General features: G+C 72.0%; 16 protein-coding genes. 6 read left to right on the forward strand and 10 right to left on the reverse strand.

All coding sequences use genetic code 11. The features are described from left to right. Positions 1-7: 7 nt before the first annotated feature. The 4 genes from ACH5AC_RS17075 to ACH5AC_RS17090 are packed head-to-tail and all read right to left on the reverse strand — an operon-like array spanning position 8 to position 2,690. The gene (locus tag ACH5AC_RS17075; RefSeq protein WP_398862627.1) at positions 8-934 is read right to left on the reverse strand and encodes an NADH-quinone oxidoreductase subunit H; all 927 of its coding nucleotides are present in this window, start codon (positions 932-934) and stop codon (positions 8-10) included. After that, the gene (locus ACH5AC_RS17080) at positions 927-1,223 is read right to left on the reverse strand and encodes a hypothetical protein (protein ID WP_398862628.1); all 297 of its coding nucleotides are present in this window, start codon (positions 1,221-1,223) and stop codon (positions 927-929) included. Before ACH5AC_RS17080 ends, ACH5AC_RS17075 begins: the two co-directional genes overlap by 8 nt. Continuing rightward, positions 1,216-2,349 carry a hypothetical protein gene (locus ACH5AC_RS17085; RefSeq protein WP_398862629.1) on the reverse strand — a complete coding sequence of 378 codons (1,134 nt, stop codon included), beginning with the start codon at positions 2,347-2,349 and terminating at the stop codon, positions 1,216-1,218. Before ACH5AC_RS17085 ends, ACH5AC_RS17080 begins: the two co-directional genes overlap by 8 nt. Next, complete coding sequence (locus ACH5AC_RS17090) at positions 2,340-2,690, reverse strand: NADH-quinone oxidoreductase subunit A (RefSeq protein WP_398862702.1); 351 nt, start codon at positions 2,688-2,690, stop codon at positions 2,340-2,342. Before ACH5AC_RS17090 ends, ACH5AC_RS17085 begins: the two co-directional genes overlap by 10 nt. Positions 2,691-2,958: 268 nt before the next feature. Between ACH5AC_RS17090 and ACH5AC_RS17095 the strand changes: the two genes are divergently transcribed. From ACH5AC_RS17095 to ACH5AC_RS17115, 5 genes are all read left to right on the forward strand, one after another. Next, positions 2,959-3,738, forward strand: a complete 780-nt coding sequence (locus tag ACH5AC_RS17095) for an SDR family NAD(P)-dependent oxidoreductase (RefSeq protein ID WP_398862630.1) — start codon at positions 2,959-2,961, stop codon at positions 3,736-3,738. Positions 3,739-3,814: 76 nt separating this feature from the next. Then, positions 3,815-4,558 (forward strand): class I SAM-dependent DNA methyltransferase, encoded by a 744-nt coding sequence (locus tag ACH5AC_RS17100; RefSeq protein WP_398862631.1) that lies wholly within the window; start codon positions 3,815-3,817, stop codon positions 4,556-4,558. Between the two features lie 557 nt (positions 4,559-5,115). After that, positions 5,116-6,051, forward strand: coding sequence for a terpene synthase family protein (locus ACH5AC_RS17105; protein WP_398862632.1), 936 nt, complete (start codon positions 5,116-5,118; stop codon positions 6,049-6,051). Positions 6,052-6,068: 17 nt separating this feature from the next. After that, positions 6,069-7,448: a cytochrome P450 gene (locus tag ACH5AC_RS17110; protein WP_398862633.1), complete on the forward strand. Its 1,380-nt coding sequence runs from the start codon at positions 6,069-6,071 to the stop codon at positions 7,446-7,448. A gap of 190 nt (positions 7,449-7,638) precedes the next feature. After that, positions 7,639-10,545, forward strand: a complete 2,907-nt coding sequence (locus ACH5AC_RS17115; protein WP_398862634.1) for an ATP-binding protein — start codon at positions 7,639-7,641, stop codon at positions 10,543-10,545. 31 nt (positions 10,546-10,576) lie between these two features. Here the strand turns inward: ACH5AC_RS17115 and ACH5AC_RS17120 are convergent, their stop codons facing one another. Together ACH5AC_RS17120 and ACH5AC_RS17125 are read right to left on the reverse strand one after the other, a co-directional pair. Further along, on the reverse strand, positions 10,577-11,035 hold the full coding sequence (locus ACH5AC_RS17120; RefSeq protein ID WP_398862703.1) for a potassium channel family protein: 459 nt from the start codon (positions 11,033-11,035) through the stop codon (positions 10,577-10,579). 44 nt (positions 11,036-11,079) lie between these two features. Beyond that, the gene (locus ACH5AC_RS17125) at positions 11,080-11,298 is read right to left on the reverse strand and encodes a hypothetical protein (RefSeq protein ID WP_398862635.1); all 219 of its coding nucleotides are present in this window, start codon (positions 11,296-11,298) and stop codon (positions 11,080-11,082) included. 421 nt (positions 11,299-11,719) lie between these two features. Between ACH5AC_RS17125 and ACH5AC_RS17130 the strand changes: the two genes are divergently transcribed. Then, positions 11,720-11,902, forward strand: coding sequence for a hypothetical protein (locus tag ACH5AC_RS17130; RefSeq protein ID WP_398862636.1), 183 nt, complete (start codon positions 11,720-11,722; stop codon positions 11,900-11,902). Positions 11,903-11,944: 42 nt separating this feature from the next. Here the strand turns inward: ACH5AC_RS17130 and ACH5AC_RS17135 are convergent, their stop codons facing one another. The 4 genes from ACH5AC_RS17135 to ACH5AC_RS17150 all read right to left on the reverse strand — a co-directional run bounded on the left by ACH5AC_RS17135 (position 11,945) and on the right by ACH5AC_RS17150 (position 15,169). Next, positions 11,945-13,123, reverse strand: coding sequence for an oxygenase MpaB family protein (locus ACH5AC_RS17135; RefSeq protein ID WP_398862637.1), 1,179 nt, complete (start codon positions 13,121-13,123; stop codon positions 11,945-11,947). A gap of 67 nt (positions 13,124-13,190) precedes the next feature. Continuing rightward, entirely contained in the window at positions 13,191-14,243 is a 1,053-nt protein-coding gene (locus ACH5AC_RS17140) for a polyprenyl synthetase family protein (protein WP_398862638.1), read from the reverse strand. Beyond that, positions 14,236-14,514: a polyprenyl synthetase gene (locus ACH5AC_RS17145; protein WP_398862639.1), complete on the reverse strand. Its 279-nt coding sequence runs from the start codon at positions 14,512-14,514 to the stop codon at positions 14,236-14,238. Before ACH5AC_RS17145 ends, ACH5AC_RS17140 begins: the two co-directional genes overlap by 8 nt. 88 nt (positions 14,515-14,602) lie before the next feature. Then, positions 14,603-15,169: a NifU family protein gene (locus tag ACH5AC_RS17150; protein WP_398862640.1), complete on the reverse strand. Its 567-nt coding sequence runs from the start codon at positions 15,167-15,169 to the stop codon at positions 14,603-14,605. Position 15,170 lies beyond the last annotated feature (1 nt).

A 15,170-nucleotide genomic window follows, 5' to 3' on the forward strand; every position in this document is an offset into this window, starting at 1 on the left:
TCGCCTCCTACCGGTTCAGGACGACCAGGGCCGCCACCAGGGCCTGCGTGATCGTCAGAGGGATGAGCACCACCCAGGCCACCTCCATGAAGCGGTCCGCGCGCACCACCGGCAGCCGGCGCCGCACGACGACCAGCAGCGCCAGCACGGCAAAGGTCTTGACCGCCGACCAGGCCCAGTCCGGCAGGACCGGCCCGCTCCCGCCGCCCAGGAACAGCGGCACCGCCATCGCCGCCCCCGCCGCCAGCCACAGCCAACGGCCCGCCTGCAGCAGCAGCCGGTCCGCCCCCGCCGCCTCACCGAGCACCCCGCCCGCGATGTCCGATCCGGCCGGATACGCGAAGGGCCCGAGAAAGCTGAACGCCAGAACCCCGCCGAGGAACACCGCGAACGCCACCGGCATCCACACCGCGAACCACAGCCCGTGCTGCGCGGCCGCCACCTCACCCACCCGCAGCGACTGCGCACCCGTGCCCGCCGAGATCAGCGCGAACATCAACGGCAGCTCGTAGGCCAGCCCCTGGGCGAGGAACCGGTACCCGCCGACCAGGGAGAAGGCCGCGTTCGGCCCCCAGCCGGCCAGCCACAGTCCCGCCCAGGTGGCGACCTCCATCGCGTTGAACCACACGACGCCCACCGACAGATCGGCCACCGTGTACCGGCCGAACGGCACGACCAGCACGGCCAGCACGGCCGACACCGGCACCGTCACCACCCCGAGCCGCCACAGCAGCACATCGGCCGCGCTACGACGCCGAGGCTGGACGGCCAGCAACCGCACCACCTCCCGCACCGGCCGCACCACGGCGCCCCCCACCGGCCGCCCGCCCTCCCCGGCGGCCAACAGCGCATCGCCGCCGGCCGCCAGCAACGCCAGAGCCAGCAGCACGACCGGTGCGATCAGCACGGCCCACCCGGGCGCAGCTTCAACCACCGTCCACCTCCGCGCTGCCCCGGCGGCCCGTCACTTGTTCGACATCCGGACCCAGACCGGCCCCGGTCATCCGCGCGGCGGCCCCGCTGGGCTGCCCGGCCTCGCCCGGGGTGAGCAGCGTGGCGCCGGTGGCCGCGCTGCCCTGGCGGCCCGTCAGTTGGTCGACGCCCGTGTCCAGACCTTCCACGGTCGTCTGCGCGGCGGCCCCGTTGGACTGCCCGGCCTCGCCCGGGGTGAGCAGCGTGGCGGGTGTGCTCAGCACGGCCCACCAGGGCGCAGCTTCAACCACCGCTCACCTCCGCGCCCATCAGTTCGTCGGTATCCGGGTCGAGGCTCGCCACCGTCAGCCGCGCGGCGGCCAGTTCGGCGCCCTCCAGCAGGCCGGGGAGCAGCCGCAGCAGCCCGGCCGTCGACGGACGCGCCGCGGTGAGGGCGGTGCGGTCCAGGGGTGATCCGTCGTTCAGGCGGGCCAGGTCCTCCTCGACCGCCGCCAGCCAGGCGCGGTAACGGGCAGGCACATCCCCGTCGGCGTCGGCCACCGGACCGCGCACCCCGGCCGCGTGCGCGTCCGCCCGGGACAGTGGGGCGATGCCACGCGTGAGCCAGTACAGCGTGCGGGAGCGGCCCACCCGCCGCGCCAGCCGGGCGGCTCGCGGCCCGACCACCGAGGCGTCGCCGCCGTCCAGCAGATCGTCGCGCAGTCGCCGTGCCGCCATGGCCGCGGCCGGCCAGCCCGCCACTCCCACCAGCCGCGCCACACTGTCGAGATGACCAGCGGCCCGACGACGCGCCGCCTGCCCTGTCGTGACCCGGCCGCCCGCCTCCGCTCGCTGCCACGGCTCGTTCCAGAAGACCCCGCCGGCGCTGGGTCCGAGGGAGTCGATCTCCGCTTCCTGGATCACGTCGCCCTGCACCGTCACCCGGACCGTCAGCGCCGCCGGCCAGTCGCCGAGCAGGGGACCGAGGGAGAGATGCAGCTGGTCCAGCTTCAGTCCGTCACGGTCCCCGGCCTGTTCCGCCATGGGGAGTCCACCGGGCATGCCCATGCTCTCGCCGTGTCCTCCGTGACCACGTGGACCGCCCTGGCCACCACGGCCTCGCAGGGCGCCGTCCCTCAAGCGGCTGCGCCCCGTCTCCAGGGCCGAAGCCACTTGGTCGGGGGAGGAGACATGGACCGTGGCGCGCGGAGCGGGCATGTCCCTCGCCAGCCGTGCGACCGCGCCGGCCATGGCCGGCACCGGCGTGCCCAGGACGAGCAGGACGTCGGCGTCGGCCGGGGTGAGCGCGACGGGCCAGCCGCGCCTCCGTAGTTCACGCTCGGCCGCGAGCCGTACCGCCGTGGAGCCGGGCATCACGGCCGGCAGCACGTGCGGGCGGGCCGCGGCCACCCGCAGTACCGCGCCGGTCAGGTCCATCGCAGGGCCCCCTCCCGCCAGGCGTACACCACGCCCGCGAGCAGCACCGCGAGAAACGTGAACATCTCGACCACGGCGCTCGGCCCCATGGCGGAGATCACCTTCACCCAGGGGTACATGAAGACCATCTCCATGTCGAAGGCGAGGAACAGCATCGTCACCGCGTACCAGCGCACATGGAACCTGCTCACCGCGTGCTCGACCGGCTCCAGCCCGCACCCGAACGGCTGCGCGTCCAGCGGCTCGGACACGGTCCGCACCCACCACGCCGCGGCATACACGGTGCCCACCCCGAACAGCGCGACACCCAGCAGGGCGAGAGCCGAGCCGAACCCGCCCACCGGCATCACCGCTCCCTTCGCTGCCCGTCCGCGACAAGTACCCCCTGAGGCGCGGCCATGCCGGTCCCTCGCCACATGCTGGTCGCGCACACGTCGGACGCAGACCTGCCGGGCCGATGCGTCAGCCGGACGGCCTACGGTTCGGTGCCCGCCTCATGCCCCGTCACTCGGCAGACAGGACCGCGATAGCGTTCGGCGGATCGGCGCAGAGGGCGCGGACCCCAACGCCCGCCCGTACCTCCCCGGCGTCGCCGATTACGCTTCGGGCATGATCACGCAGGCTTACCTCTCCGGACTCTTCTCACTGGACGGCCGGGTGGCCGTCGTGACCGGTGGCAGCTCCGGTATCGGACGGGCCATCAGCGGGGCCCTGGCGCGCGCCGGCGCGCGCGTGGTGGTGGTCGCGCGCGGAGAGGCCGAGCTGGCGTCCACGGTCGACGAACTGGTGGCCGAGGGCTGCCGGGCCGCCTGGGTCAGGGCCGACCTGAGCACTCGTGACGGCGTGCGCAGGGCGGCCGAGGACGCGGCCGCGGTGGCCGGCGAGCCCGACATCCTCGTCAACTGCGCCGGCATCAACCTCCGTCCGCCGATGGGCGAGTTGGGAGAGGACGTCTGGGACGCCACCATGGCCGTCAACCTGGAGGCGCCCTACCTGCTGGGCCAGCGGTTCGGGCCCGGCATGGCCGAGCGAGGACACGGCCGGATCATCCACATCACCTCCCAGCAGGCCCACCGGGCCTTCGTGCAGAGCGGCGCCTACGGTGTGTCGAAGGGCGCGTTGGAGTCGCTGGCGCGTTCGCAGGCCGAGGCATGGTCGCCGTACGGCGTCACCTGCAACACCCTCGTACCGGGCTTCGTGATGACACCGCTCAACGCGCGGCTGTCGTCCGACCCGGAGAAGGTGGCCGCGCTGGCCCGGCGCACGCTCGTCGGGCGCAACGGACTGGCCGAGGACTTCGCGGGCGCGGCCGTGTTCCTCGCCGGCCCCGCCTCCGCCTACATCACCGGACAGTCGATCTTCGTCGACGGCGGATTCTCGGTCCACTGAACCGCCACGGGCGGCGGCGCTCCCGGGGAGTGAAAAGCGTTGGACAACCCGTCCGTCCTTGACCAGTGTTGACGGAATGCGACAGGAGGACATCTGGGACGCCGCCACCGCCCGGGACTACGACACACCGGGCACCGGCATGTTCGCGCCCGACGTGCTGGGCCCGACCGTGGAACGCCTCGCCGAGCTCGCGGGCGAGGGAGCCGCGCTGGAGTTCGCCGTGGGCACCGGCCGGGTGGCCGTCCCGCTCGCCCAGCGGGGGGTCCCCGTCACCGGCATCGAGCTGTCGGCGCCGATGGTGGAGCGGCTGCGGACCAAGGCCGACGAGGCCACGCTCCCCGTGCTCATGGGCGACATGGCGACCACGGTCGCCCCCGGCGCGTACACCCTCGTCTACCTCGTCTACAACACCATCTCCAACCTGCTCACCCAGGCCGAGCAGGTCGAGTGCTTCCGCAACGCCGCCCGCCACCTCGGCCCCGGAGGCCGGTTCCTCATCGAGCTCTGGGTGCCCGAGCTGCGCAGTCTCCCACCGGGTCGGACAGCCACCGTCTGGAGCACCGAGCCCGGCTACATCGGCCTGGACACCTACGACGTCCTGAACCAGCAGGTGGTCTCCCACCACTTCCGGTACGACGAGACGGGCGAGGCCCGGCTGCACCGCACCCCCCACCGCTATGTCTGGCCGGCCGAGCTCGACCTCATGGCCCAACTGGCCGGGTTCGAACTCGAGAGCAGGCACGCGGACTGGTCCGGCACCGAATTCACCGCCGAGTCGCGTTCCCATGTCTCCGTCTACCGGATTCCGCCGACGCAGTAACGGTTCCTCTCCTATTTCCCGGCTATGGAGACATGCCCGCGGGGGGAGCGGTCGGCGCGTCGCGGCCTCGCCACGCCGTCCCGGAGGCCCTGCGGCGGCGCGACCTGATCTGCCGTCAGCCCGCCGCGCACGCCTGCTGTGGCTCACCGCCGAGCGGCGGCGGCTCAGCGACCGGGGCGACCACTGGAACGGCGGGCGATCCCGTCCCCGGACGACCTCCGTGCATATGCCCCTATGAAATCCGTCCGGCAAATGCCGGATTTCGTGATCCATAGTCGCTTCGCATTATATTGACAGGCTGGTTCGTCCTACGGGTTAATGGTTGCGAATGGCTTCAAATTGCGCATCGGCGTTCTGTGCGGCAACGCGGGGCGCCGAGGGTGAACCGACCGTAAGCCACGAGGCGTGTGAGCGGGGAATGGCGGACCAGGATTTCCTCTGGAGGGAGATCAATGCCCCATCTCGACTCTTTCACCATTCCGGAATTTTATCTTCCCTTTGAGAAAGCGAAGGATCCGCGCGCGGACCGGGCCAACGACGAAGCGACCTCTTGGGCGGTGGACCGGGGCCTGGTGGAGGAGGCCACCGAACAGTTCGCGGGCATCGGATTCGGTCACCTGTCCGCCCGCGTCGCCGTGGGCGCCTCCTACGAGGACATCGTCCTGCTCTCCCAGTGGATGGCCTGGTCCTTCGTCCTCGACGACCAGCACGACCTGCTCATCAGGTCGGGCCGCGTCGACACCTGGCGGCCCGTCTCCGACGCCATCACCGGCTACCTGACCCACGGCCGCACCGACCTCCTGCCCAGGTCGGCCCGCAGCCCCCTGGTCGACACCTTCGTCGAGCTGTGCGACCGCATCCTCGCCGGCATGCCCCCGAACGCCCGTGCCCGCTACCGGACCCATGTTCCCCTCATGCTGCGCTCCCTGGACCAGGAGGCCCGCAACCGCCGCCCGGGCTACCGCCCGCCCGTCGCCGGCTACGTCCTGACCCGCCGCCACAGCTCCCAGCTGCTGCCGATGATGGACATGGTGGAGGCCGCCCTCGGCATCGACATACCACCGAAGGTGCACGACAGCCCCGCCGTCCAGGAACTCGCCTGGAGCGCGATCGACGTCATCTCCTGGGGCAACGATGTCTTCTCCCTCCCCAAGGAGTACTCCTGCGGGGACACCAACAACCTCGTCGCCCTGCTCGCCTCCTGGCAGGACTGGTCGCTCCACGAGGCCGTACGAGCCGTCGAGGACCGCATCAGGTACCGCGTCGAGGACTTCCTCGCCACGGCCCGCGAACTGCCCGCCGTCCTCGACGCCCTGGGCGTGACCGACCCGGCACAGCGCGCCGCCGCCGAACTGCGCGTCCGCTCCTACGAGGACTGGATGATCGGCTCCGACCTCTGGCAACGCCACGACTGCACCCGCTACCGCGACGAACGCTTCGCCGCCGGCCTGGAGGCCGCCTACACCCGACCCGATCTCGTTCCGGCGGCCTGAGGGAGGCAGACGTACCCGTGCACCGCACCCACCGCCCCGCCCGGCGTGCAGCCGGTGCCACAGCCCCGGTGGCACCGGGCCGCCTGCCCGTCCTGGGCCATTCCCTGCAGCTGTGGCGGCGCCCCATCGCCTTTCTGCAGTCCCTGCGAGCAGTCGGCGACGTCGTACGCGTCGATGTCGGCACCTGGCCGCTCCACTTCCTCACCCACGCCGAACTCGTCCACACCGTGCTGGTGGACGAGGCACAGCACATCGGCCGCGGCAGGATCTTCGAGAGGATGCGTCCGCTGTTCGGCAACGGTCTCGCCACCGTCGACGGTGCCTTCCACCGCCGGCAGCGCCGCATGATGCAGCCCGCCTTCCACCGCTCCCACATCACGGACCACGCCGAGCGGATGTGCCGGCAGGCGGACGAACTGGCAGCCTCCTGGACCCCCGGGCGGCAGATCGCCGTCGATCTGGAGCTGCGGCGCTTCGCCCTGTCCTCGATCGCCGACATGATCTTCTCCGGCGATGTGGGGCAGCGCGCCGTCGAGGAGGTGCACCGGTCCTTCCCGATCATTCTCGAGGACATGCTCGTCCGCACCCTCATGCCGAAGGCCACGGACCGGCTGCCCATCCCGCTGAACAGGCGCTTCGACGCGGCGTCCGCCCGACTGCGCGCCATCATCGACGAGGTCGTCGAGGAGTACGGCGCCGAACCGCAGGACCCCGCACAGCCCGTCCGGCACGACCTGCTCTCCCTGCTCCTCGCCAGCACCGACCCGGAGACCGGCGAGACGATGAGCACCGCGCAGCTCCGGGACGAGCTGATCACCATCCTCTTCGGGGGCACCGAGACCGCGGCCACGACCATGGCCTGGGTCTTCCACGAACTCGCCCGCCACCCGGAGGTGGAGAAGCGGGTGCAGGCGGAGGTCGACACGGTGACCGGCGGGCGGCGCGTCCGCGCCGACGACCTGCCCCGGCTCACCTACACCGCCGGCGTCCTTCACGAGACACTGCGGCTGCACTCGGCCCTGGTGTTCACCAGGAAGGCGCTCACCCCGCTCACCCTCGGCGGAGTGCCGATCCCCGCCGGCGCGGAACTCGCCTACAGCCCCTACGCCCTGCACCGGGATCCCACGTACTTCCCCGACCCCACTGCCTTCGATCCGGACCGGTGGTCCCGTCCGGACGCGACACGGCTCCCGCGTCTCAGCGGCTTCCTCCCGTTCGGAGCGGGCCAGCACAAGTGCATCGGCGATTCCTTCGCGATGGCGGAAATGCTGGTCGTGGTGGCGAGCGTGGTCTCCCGCTGGCGGCTGGTGCACCCGCGCGGCGTCGCCGTACGGGAACGCCCCGCCGGAATCCCGACGCCCGATGTGCTGCCCATGATTCCGCTGGCGCGACAGTGAGACGTCCTGCCGCCCATCCGGCCCCTCCACGACCGAAATGATCGAGTGCCGGATGGCGGCAGGCAGGTGTCAGCGCATAATGCCCGATTACCCTCGTGCGGGTGGCGAACTTCGCGAAAGAAGGGCCTTGAACCGTCCTGGGCCGCCCCCCTGCCCCTACACTCGGCCGCACCTGCCGGAGGGGGCAACGATGACAGAGTCCGTGGCAGCCCGGGGAGGAGGGGAACACCCCCTCCTCGAACGGGAATCCGAACTGCTTGCGATCCAGCGCGCCCTGGAGACGCTGTGCGGAACGGCGGGAGGCGAACGGACCGCACGGCGCGGCGGAGTGCTCGCCTTCGAGGGTCCCGCCGGGGTCGGCAAGACGACCGTGCTCAACGAACTCCGCCACCAGGCCGCGGAGTTCGGCTGCACCGTCCTGTTCGCCCGCGGCGGCGAACAGGAGTCCCAGGTGCCCTTCCGGGTCATGCGCCAGCTCATCCGGCCGCTGTTCGCCCCCATGGACGAGGGCGAGTACCGCGTCCTGCTGGGGAACTGGTACCCCATCGTGGCACCCGCCATCGGGCTGGACGCACCCACCGGAGACACCCACCCCGACCCCCAGGGCGTCCGTGACGGACTCGACTGGGTCGTCACCCGGCTTTCGGTGCGCCACGGCAGCCCGCTCGTGCTCGTGCTGGACGACGCGCACTGGGCCGACCTCGAGTCCCTGGCCTGGCTGTCCGCCTTCGCCACCCGGGCGGAGGAGCTGGCCGTGCTCATCGTCGTGGCCTGCCGCCCCGACGAGATCACTTCCGCCGGCCCGGCACTGGAGGAGCTGACAGGCCGCCACGGCGCCCGTCCCCACGAACTCGCCCCGCTCACCTCGGGCGCGGTGGCGAGCGTCGTCCACAGGATCCTCGACGGGGACGCGGATGAGATCTTCTGCCGGGAGCTGTGGGCCATCACCGCGGGCAGCCCCTACGAAGTGGTCGAACTGCTCCAGAAGAGCAAGGAACGCGGCCTCAAGGCACATGAGGGCAGCATCCCCCAGCTGCGCGACCTGGCCTCCGCCGTGAAAAGCAGCGGCATCGTCGACCGGCTCATGCAACTGGGTGCCGCGACGATCCAGGTGGCAGGCATGGCCGCGGTCCTCGGCACCAGCGGCATCCCGATGAAGCTCCTCGAAACCGTCTCCCCTTTCGGTGAACTCGCCGCGAGGAAGGCCGTCGAACAGCTCCAGGACGCCCGCTTCCTGACGGTCGTGACCAACACCAAGCGGGAGCAGGTCGTCGAGTTCAACCACCCGCTGATCGCCAACGCGGTGTACGGGGCGATCTCCCCGAGCACGCGTGTCAGCATGCACGGAATGGCCGCGCACGCCCTCGTCGAGGCCGGCGCCGAACCCACCGAAGTGGCACGGCACCTGCTGGAGACACACCCCGAGGGAGACCCCTGGGTCGTACGCCACCTGCGCCGGGCCGCCCGGGACAGCTTCTCGGCCGGCGCACCCGAGCCCGCACGCCGCTGTCTCGCCCGTGCCCTGCGTGAACCCCCGGACATGGAGGAGCGCGCCGAGGTCCTCTTCGAGCTCGGATCCGCCAATGTGCCCAACGATCCCGCCGCCGCCGTCAACCAGCTGCAGGCGGCGCTGGAGGAACCCAAGGTGGAACCCGGCCTGCGGGAGGCCATCACCTACCGTCTCGCACAGGCCCTGGTGCACTCGGGGCAGATGCAGCGCGCCATCGAACTCCTTGAGGACGCGGCCCAGCAGGCCACCAGTTCCCACACCCGGCAGCGCATGAAGGCCGAACTCTTCAAATGGAACTCGGTCCGTGTCGACGACGACGCACCCGCCCGCTCCCGCGCCCTCGCCCGGTACGCCGAGCACATCAGCGGACGTGGCCTGGCCGAACGGCACATCCTCGGCATACGAGCCTGGGACGCCGTCCTGCGCGGCGAGTCCGCAGCCGACGCCCTGCGCTACGCCGAAGAGGCCCTGCGCTGCGGAATGACCTGGGTCGATCAGGACCTGGGTTTCGAAGTGCCGGCCGGTGTCGCGCTGGTGCTGATGTACTGCGACCAGCCGGGCCGCGCCGAGGAGCTGTTCAACGCGGGGATCGCGGAGTTCGAGAAGAAGGGCTGGCGCGGCTCCCACCTGTCGTTCGCCTACACGCTCTTCGGCTATGTCAGCTACCGTCGCGGAATCCTCACCGAGGCGGAGGACTTCGTACGCAACGGCCTCCAGATCGCCGACCGCGTCGGCCACGGAGTCCCCGCCCAGTCGTACGCCATCGGCACCCTTGTCGAAACCCTCATCGCCCGCGGCGACATTGCGGGGGCCCAGGACATCGCGGACATGTACGATCTCGCCGCACTCCGTCCCGAAGTCGTGGTCTACCCCGACCCCCAGGCCGTCCACGGCAAACTGCTGCTGGCCCAGGGCCGCATCGACGAGGCGGAGCGTCAGCTCACCGCGGCCGGTGCCCGGCTCGACCGCCGAGCCTCACGGAACCCCGCATGGAGCCCGTGGCAGCTCGATCTGGCCCTGGCGCAGGCCGCCGCAGGGCGGGGTGACGCGGCTCGGGCCACCGCGGACGAGGCCCTGGCCCGCGCCCGTACCTTCGGGACGGCCAGCGCCATCGGAACCGCCCTGCGCGTCTCCGCCGCGGCCGCCGCCGACCCGATTCAGGTGGCCGACCTCCTGGAGCAGGCCGTCGGCCACCTGGAACAGTCGCCCGCCGCGTACGAACTCGCCCACGCGCTCATCGATCACGGGACCACGCTGCGCGCCCTCGGCCGCGTGGAGCGGGCCGCGCTCCAGCTCTACCGGGGTCTGGAGACCGCCGTGACCTGCGACGCCGCCCCTCTGGTCCGTCGCGCCCGTGAGCAGCTCACCTCCGTCGGCCTGCGACCGCGGCGTCCCCAGGCCAAGGGGCAGGACACTCTGACGGAGCGGGAGTTCGACGCCGCACGGCACGCGGTACGAGGCTTGGACAACGCGGCGATCGCCGCCGAGATGAGGATCGACGAGCAGCAGGTCTGCGAACTGCTCTGCGCCGTCTTCACCAAAGTGGGCACCGACCGCCCGGGCCTGCACCGCGCCCTGGACCTGTGAGGAGGACCGGTGTGGAGCGTGCGCGGACCGTTCACCGGGCGTCGCGTCGCAGACGCCCGCCCAACCGGCTGCGCACCCGCCGGCTCAGCGCGGTCGCCGCGGCCGTGAGGAACACGAAGGAGTACAGGATCTGTACGACGGTCACGACCCGCGCCGCCTGACCGGTGGGGGTGATGTCGCCGAAGCCGACGGTCGCCAGAGTGACCATGGTGAAGTACAGGGCGTCCAGGCGGGTGCGCAACCCGGCGAACTCGCCCGGCCGCCCGGCCAGGACGAAGTACCCCGCCGAGAAGACCAGCACCGACAGGCACATCAGCAGCGCAATGACGATGCCGGGGCGGATACCGGGCCTGTCGAGCAGGACGTCCCGGATCTGGCGCAGCAGCAACACGGCGATCGCCCCCAGCACACAGCCGAGGACGGTCCAGCTCAGGGCGGGACGGTGCGGACCGAATCCGTCGAGCGGCAGCAGGAAGCAGGCGGTCACCATGGCCGCGGCGAGCAGCCCGAGGCCCAGCCACCGCCGCGGTCCCGTCACGTGGTGCCGTTCCAGTCGTACGGCCCTCCGCCGCGCCACTCGATCAGCTCGGGGTCGTCGATCGCCGTGTCGGTGGCGGGCAGTCCGACGGAGTGCAGCAGATCCAGCACCTCGAAGAGGCTGTACGCGGTGCCGACGGGCTCACCGTTGACCGTCACCTGCCGTCCGCCGTCCTGCGACGGCGGAAGCACGACCACGGGAGGCAGCCCATTCATGCCCTCAGCATGCACCGGACGGGCCCGGAGCGCAGCCGAGCCCGGCCAAGCGGGCGACCACCTCCGCACCCCGCGCGGCGCGCCCCGGCCCGCCCACCCCACCGGTGGCGCCCAGTGCGCCCGCCTGACCGCGGGCGCCCCGAGCCCGTCGGGCGGCCGTGTGCGTGGACGGACCGGGAGCGCCGCCGGCGGACGCGATAGATTGCCTCGTCGGAGGAGGGAGAATTCCGTGCCGGAACGCACGACCGAGTTCGGTGAGTACGCCACCAGGTCCGTGCCGGGAACCGCGAGACCGGCCTCTCGGCGGCAGGCACCACCTTCGACTTCGCCTCATCACCCGACCTGCAGCGAAGCGCTGTGACCCACCCTGTCGGCTCAGTGGCGAACGCCGGGCCGATCATCCACGAAAGCAGACCCACCCGTGTACAGCCTCACCCCGATCTACGACCGGCTCGTCTCCGAACGCGGCGACATCCCCATGCAGGCCCGCGCGGAGGCGGAGCGCATACAGCGGGACCTCGCACGCGTCATGCAGGCCCCGCCCCTCACGGGGCTGCCCCCTCGCGGCCCCAGGCCGGGAGGCGACGGGCTGTCACCCCTGTGAGGGACCCGGCCGCCGGACACCCCTGATGCCCCGTACGGGGCATCACGCCGCCGGCCCGCCGCCCGGGACCGTGGCGGCGGGAGGCGTCCAACGACGGTGACGAGGCACCGCGCCGGACACGCCGTAGTCCTTCTTGAGCTGTTCCGGGATGGCGTAGTGCATGACGCGTCCCCGGGTGAGGGAGGACAGTTCGAGGACCGTCGTGAGGTGGCCGAGACGGTCCAGGGCCCAGGCGCCGAGCGGGGACCGGTCCTCGATGGTCTCCAGCACGCCGAGCAGGTGCGGCACGGCCCTGACCACCGTGTCCCAGGGCGTGCGGGGAACCTCCAGCCAGTCGGCGCAGGTGTCACCGACGAGGTGACGGATCAGCGCGGACACGACCGGGTCGAAGAGGGTGCCGGGCACGACCTCCTCGTAGAGGTCGATGAGCTGCCGCGTGAGGTGCGCGCCCTCCACGGACGGCCCCATGTGGCGCACCATGTACAGGTCGAGGAACTCCCGTGCCTCCTCCAGGGACTTGGGGACGGCGTCCTGGTCGACGCCGAGCATGGCACCGACCACCCGCCACGCGTAGTAGTACGCCTCCGCTCCCTCGGTGGACAGATGGATCCCGAGGCGGTGCAGGGAGTCGAGCACGAGCAGCGAGAAGAGCATCTGCCCGCCGATCATGTCCTCCTGACAGATCGGCACCCCGAGCGCACCGGCGTCCCAGCGGTTCTCCCGCCGGAGATGGTGGCGGATGGAGGCGTGCAGCAACCGGACCTTCTGCGCGGCGGGGACGAAGCGGCTGCCCGCCTCGAACGCGCCGGGCTGCATCAGGTACACGGTGAACTGGCCGGTCTCCGCCATCCGTTTGGAGGGGTACTTCAGCCCGTGGGTCGTCGACAGCAGCTTCGCCACGTGCGGCACGACATAGCAGGCGGGCATGGAGGCAAAAGACAGCGCGGTGGAGATGTGCACGCTGTTGTCGATGAAGAACAGCCGGGCCTTCTCCATCTCCGCCCAGTCCACCCAGTCCGGCGGCGCGCTCGTGGCCCGCAGGTACTCCCGGGCGACATCGGGCAGCCCCTCCGGCAGGGGTGCGCCTGCCGTGGAGACGTACCGCATCAGGGTGTTGAACCTGCCCACCTCCCCGCGTTCGAAGAGCGCGGCGACGGTGGCGTCGGCGAGGTCGTCACCGGACTGCCGCAGGGTGTTCATGGATGCCTCGGTGTAGGGCATGGCAGAGGTCCTCGTCTTTCCGGGGGGCAGGACAGGCGGACTGCCTGGGTCAGGAGGGTCAGGAGGGTCAGGACAGGCGGACGGTCGCCGAGTGCGCCAACGCGGTCAGGACCGTGGCGGCGTGCGCGGGTACGCCCAGCCCGCCGAGCACTCCCAGGGCCTCCTCGACCCGCGCCGCGATCATGGCCTCTACCCGGTCGGGAGCCTTCAGCGCGCGCATCAGCTCACGAACCGCGCCCAGCGCCTCCCCGTCCAGGTCGCGCCGGCCCAGCAGGGCACGCAACTGCTGCCGCTCGTCCGGACCGGCGGTCCGCCAGGTCTCGGCCAGCAGGGCGGTGGGCCGGTGCCCGCGCAGATCGTCGGCGTTGGCCTTGCCGGTGTCCGCCGCGTCACCGAACAGGCCGAGCAGGTCGTCCCGCAGCTGGAACGCCTCGCCCAGCGGCAGACCGTACGCCGAATAGCCCTCACGCAGCCGCTCGCCGGCCCCGGCCAGGGCGCCGCCGATGAGCAGGGGATGCTCGACGGTGTACTTGGCCGTCTTGTACCGGACCACCTTCAGCGAGGCCGCCGTGTCGGGTGCCGCGCCGGTCCGCAGGATCTCCAGGCACTCACCCGCGATCAGCTCCCGGGCCAGCACCGACCACAACGGGCGGGCCCGAGCCAGATACACGGCGGGCAGCCCACATCCGGCGAACAGCTGCCCGGCCAGCGACATCAGCAGATCCCCGACCAGCATGGCCAGCGACCTCGCGGCGGTGACGGCCCGCGGCCGACCGCGTAACACTGCGCGCAGCGCGACGTGCGCGGTGGGCCGGCCATGCCGCAGCGGGCTGTCGTCGATCAGGTCGTCGTGCACGACGGCGGCGGCGTGCACCAACTCCATGGCGGCCGCCGCCCGCACCAGCGCGTCACTGTCGGGCTGGCCGGCCGCACGCCAGCCCCAGTAGCAGAACGCGGCCCGCAGCCGCTTGCCGTCCGCGACCGCCGCCTCGACCTGCTCGGCCACCGGCCCCAGAGCCGGGTCGACCTCGGCGAACCGGTCGGCCTCCCGGGCGACGAAGCCGCGCAGCACAGCGTCGACGCGGCTCTTGAACGCGGCCGGATCCCACCGCTCAGACATCGTCAGCGGCCCGCCGGGCCAGAACGTGCCGGGCGAGGACCTCCAGATGGGCCGGTGGCGCGGTGGCGCACCGGTCCAGCACCAGACGACCGCGCGCCGTCAGCTCCTGCTCCGCCTCCGCGACCAGTTCCGCCGTGTCCGAACGGCGCAGCAGCCCGCGCACCGTCCCCAGCGCCGAACCCAGCGTGCCCACCGCCAGATCGGCCAGACCGGCCACCAGCAGCACCGCCCGCCCGTCCAGGCCCGACGGTCGTCCCGTTTCCCCTGTCATGCCGTCTCCCCACCCACCGGTCACCTACCGACGTCCTCAGGGTCGCCTCGCACCGGGCGGGAAAGAGGCGGAACTCACGATCGAGTGATCACATCGCTTGGCCGTACGGATCACGGCACTTCGCCGGTCCGATGTCCCGTACCTCGACCGGTCCGGGGTGCCGGCGGCGCAGCTGGCGCTCCAGACGCTGGTGCAGGGTGCCCCAGGCGGCGGGACAGGCCCGGCAGGCGCCTCCCAGCCGCACGGTGACCACACCGTTGCGTACGCCGACCAGTTCGATGGCGCCGCCGTGGGAGCGGGCGAACTGCCCGGCCGCACCGGCGATCAGCTCCCGTGCCGCGGCCTCCAGCGCCGCGTCCTCACCGGGGCGGCCGGCCTCGTCGGCCGGTACCCAGCCGGCGGGGTCGGCGAGCGCCGCGTGCAGGGCGGTGCGCACCCGGGCGCCCTCGCCGGACCAGCCGCGGCCCGCGCCGAGCCGGGTGACGACGGCAGCCGGCTCCACCGTCACCTCCGCCAGCGTCCCGTCGACCAGCAGAGCGGCCAGCGGCGCGGGGGCCGCGGTGATCCGGCCGGTACGGGTGAGAAGACCGGCGGGGACGATCCAGCGCAGCCGGTCGGGCCGGCCGGGAACGCGCTGGGGATGCAGGGGAACCACC

It is taken from the genome of Streptomyces sp. NPDC018693, from assembly GCF_044391385.1.
Lineage (GTDB): Bacteria > Actinomycetota > Actinomycetes > Streptomycetales > Streptomycetaceae > Streptomyces.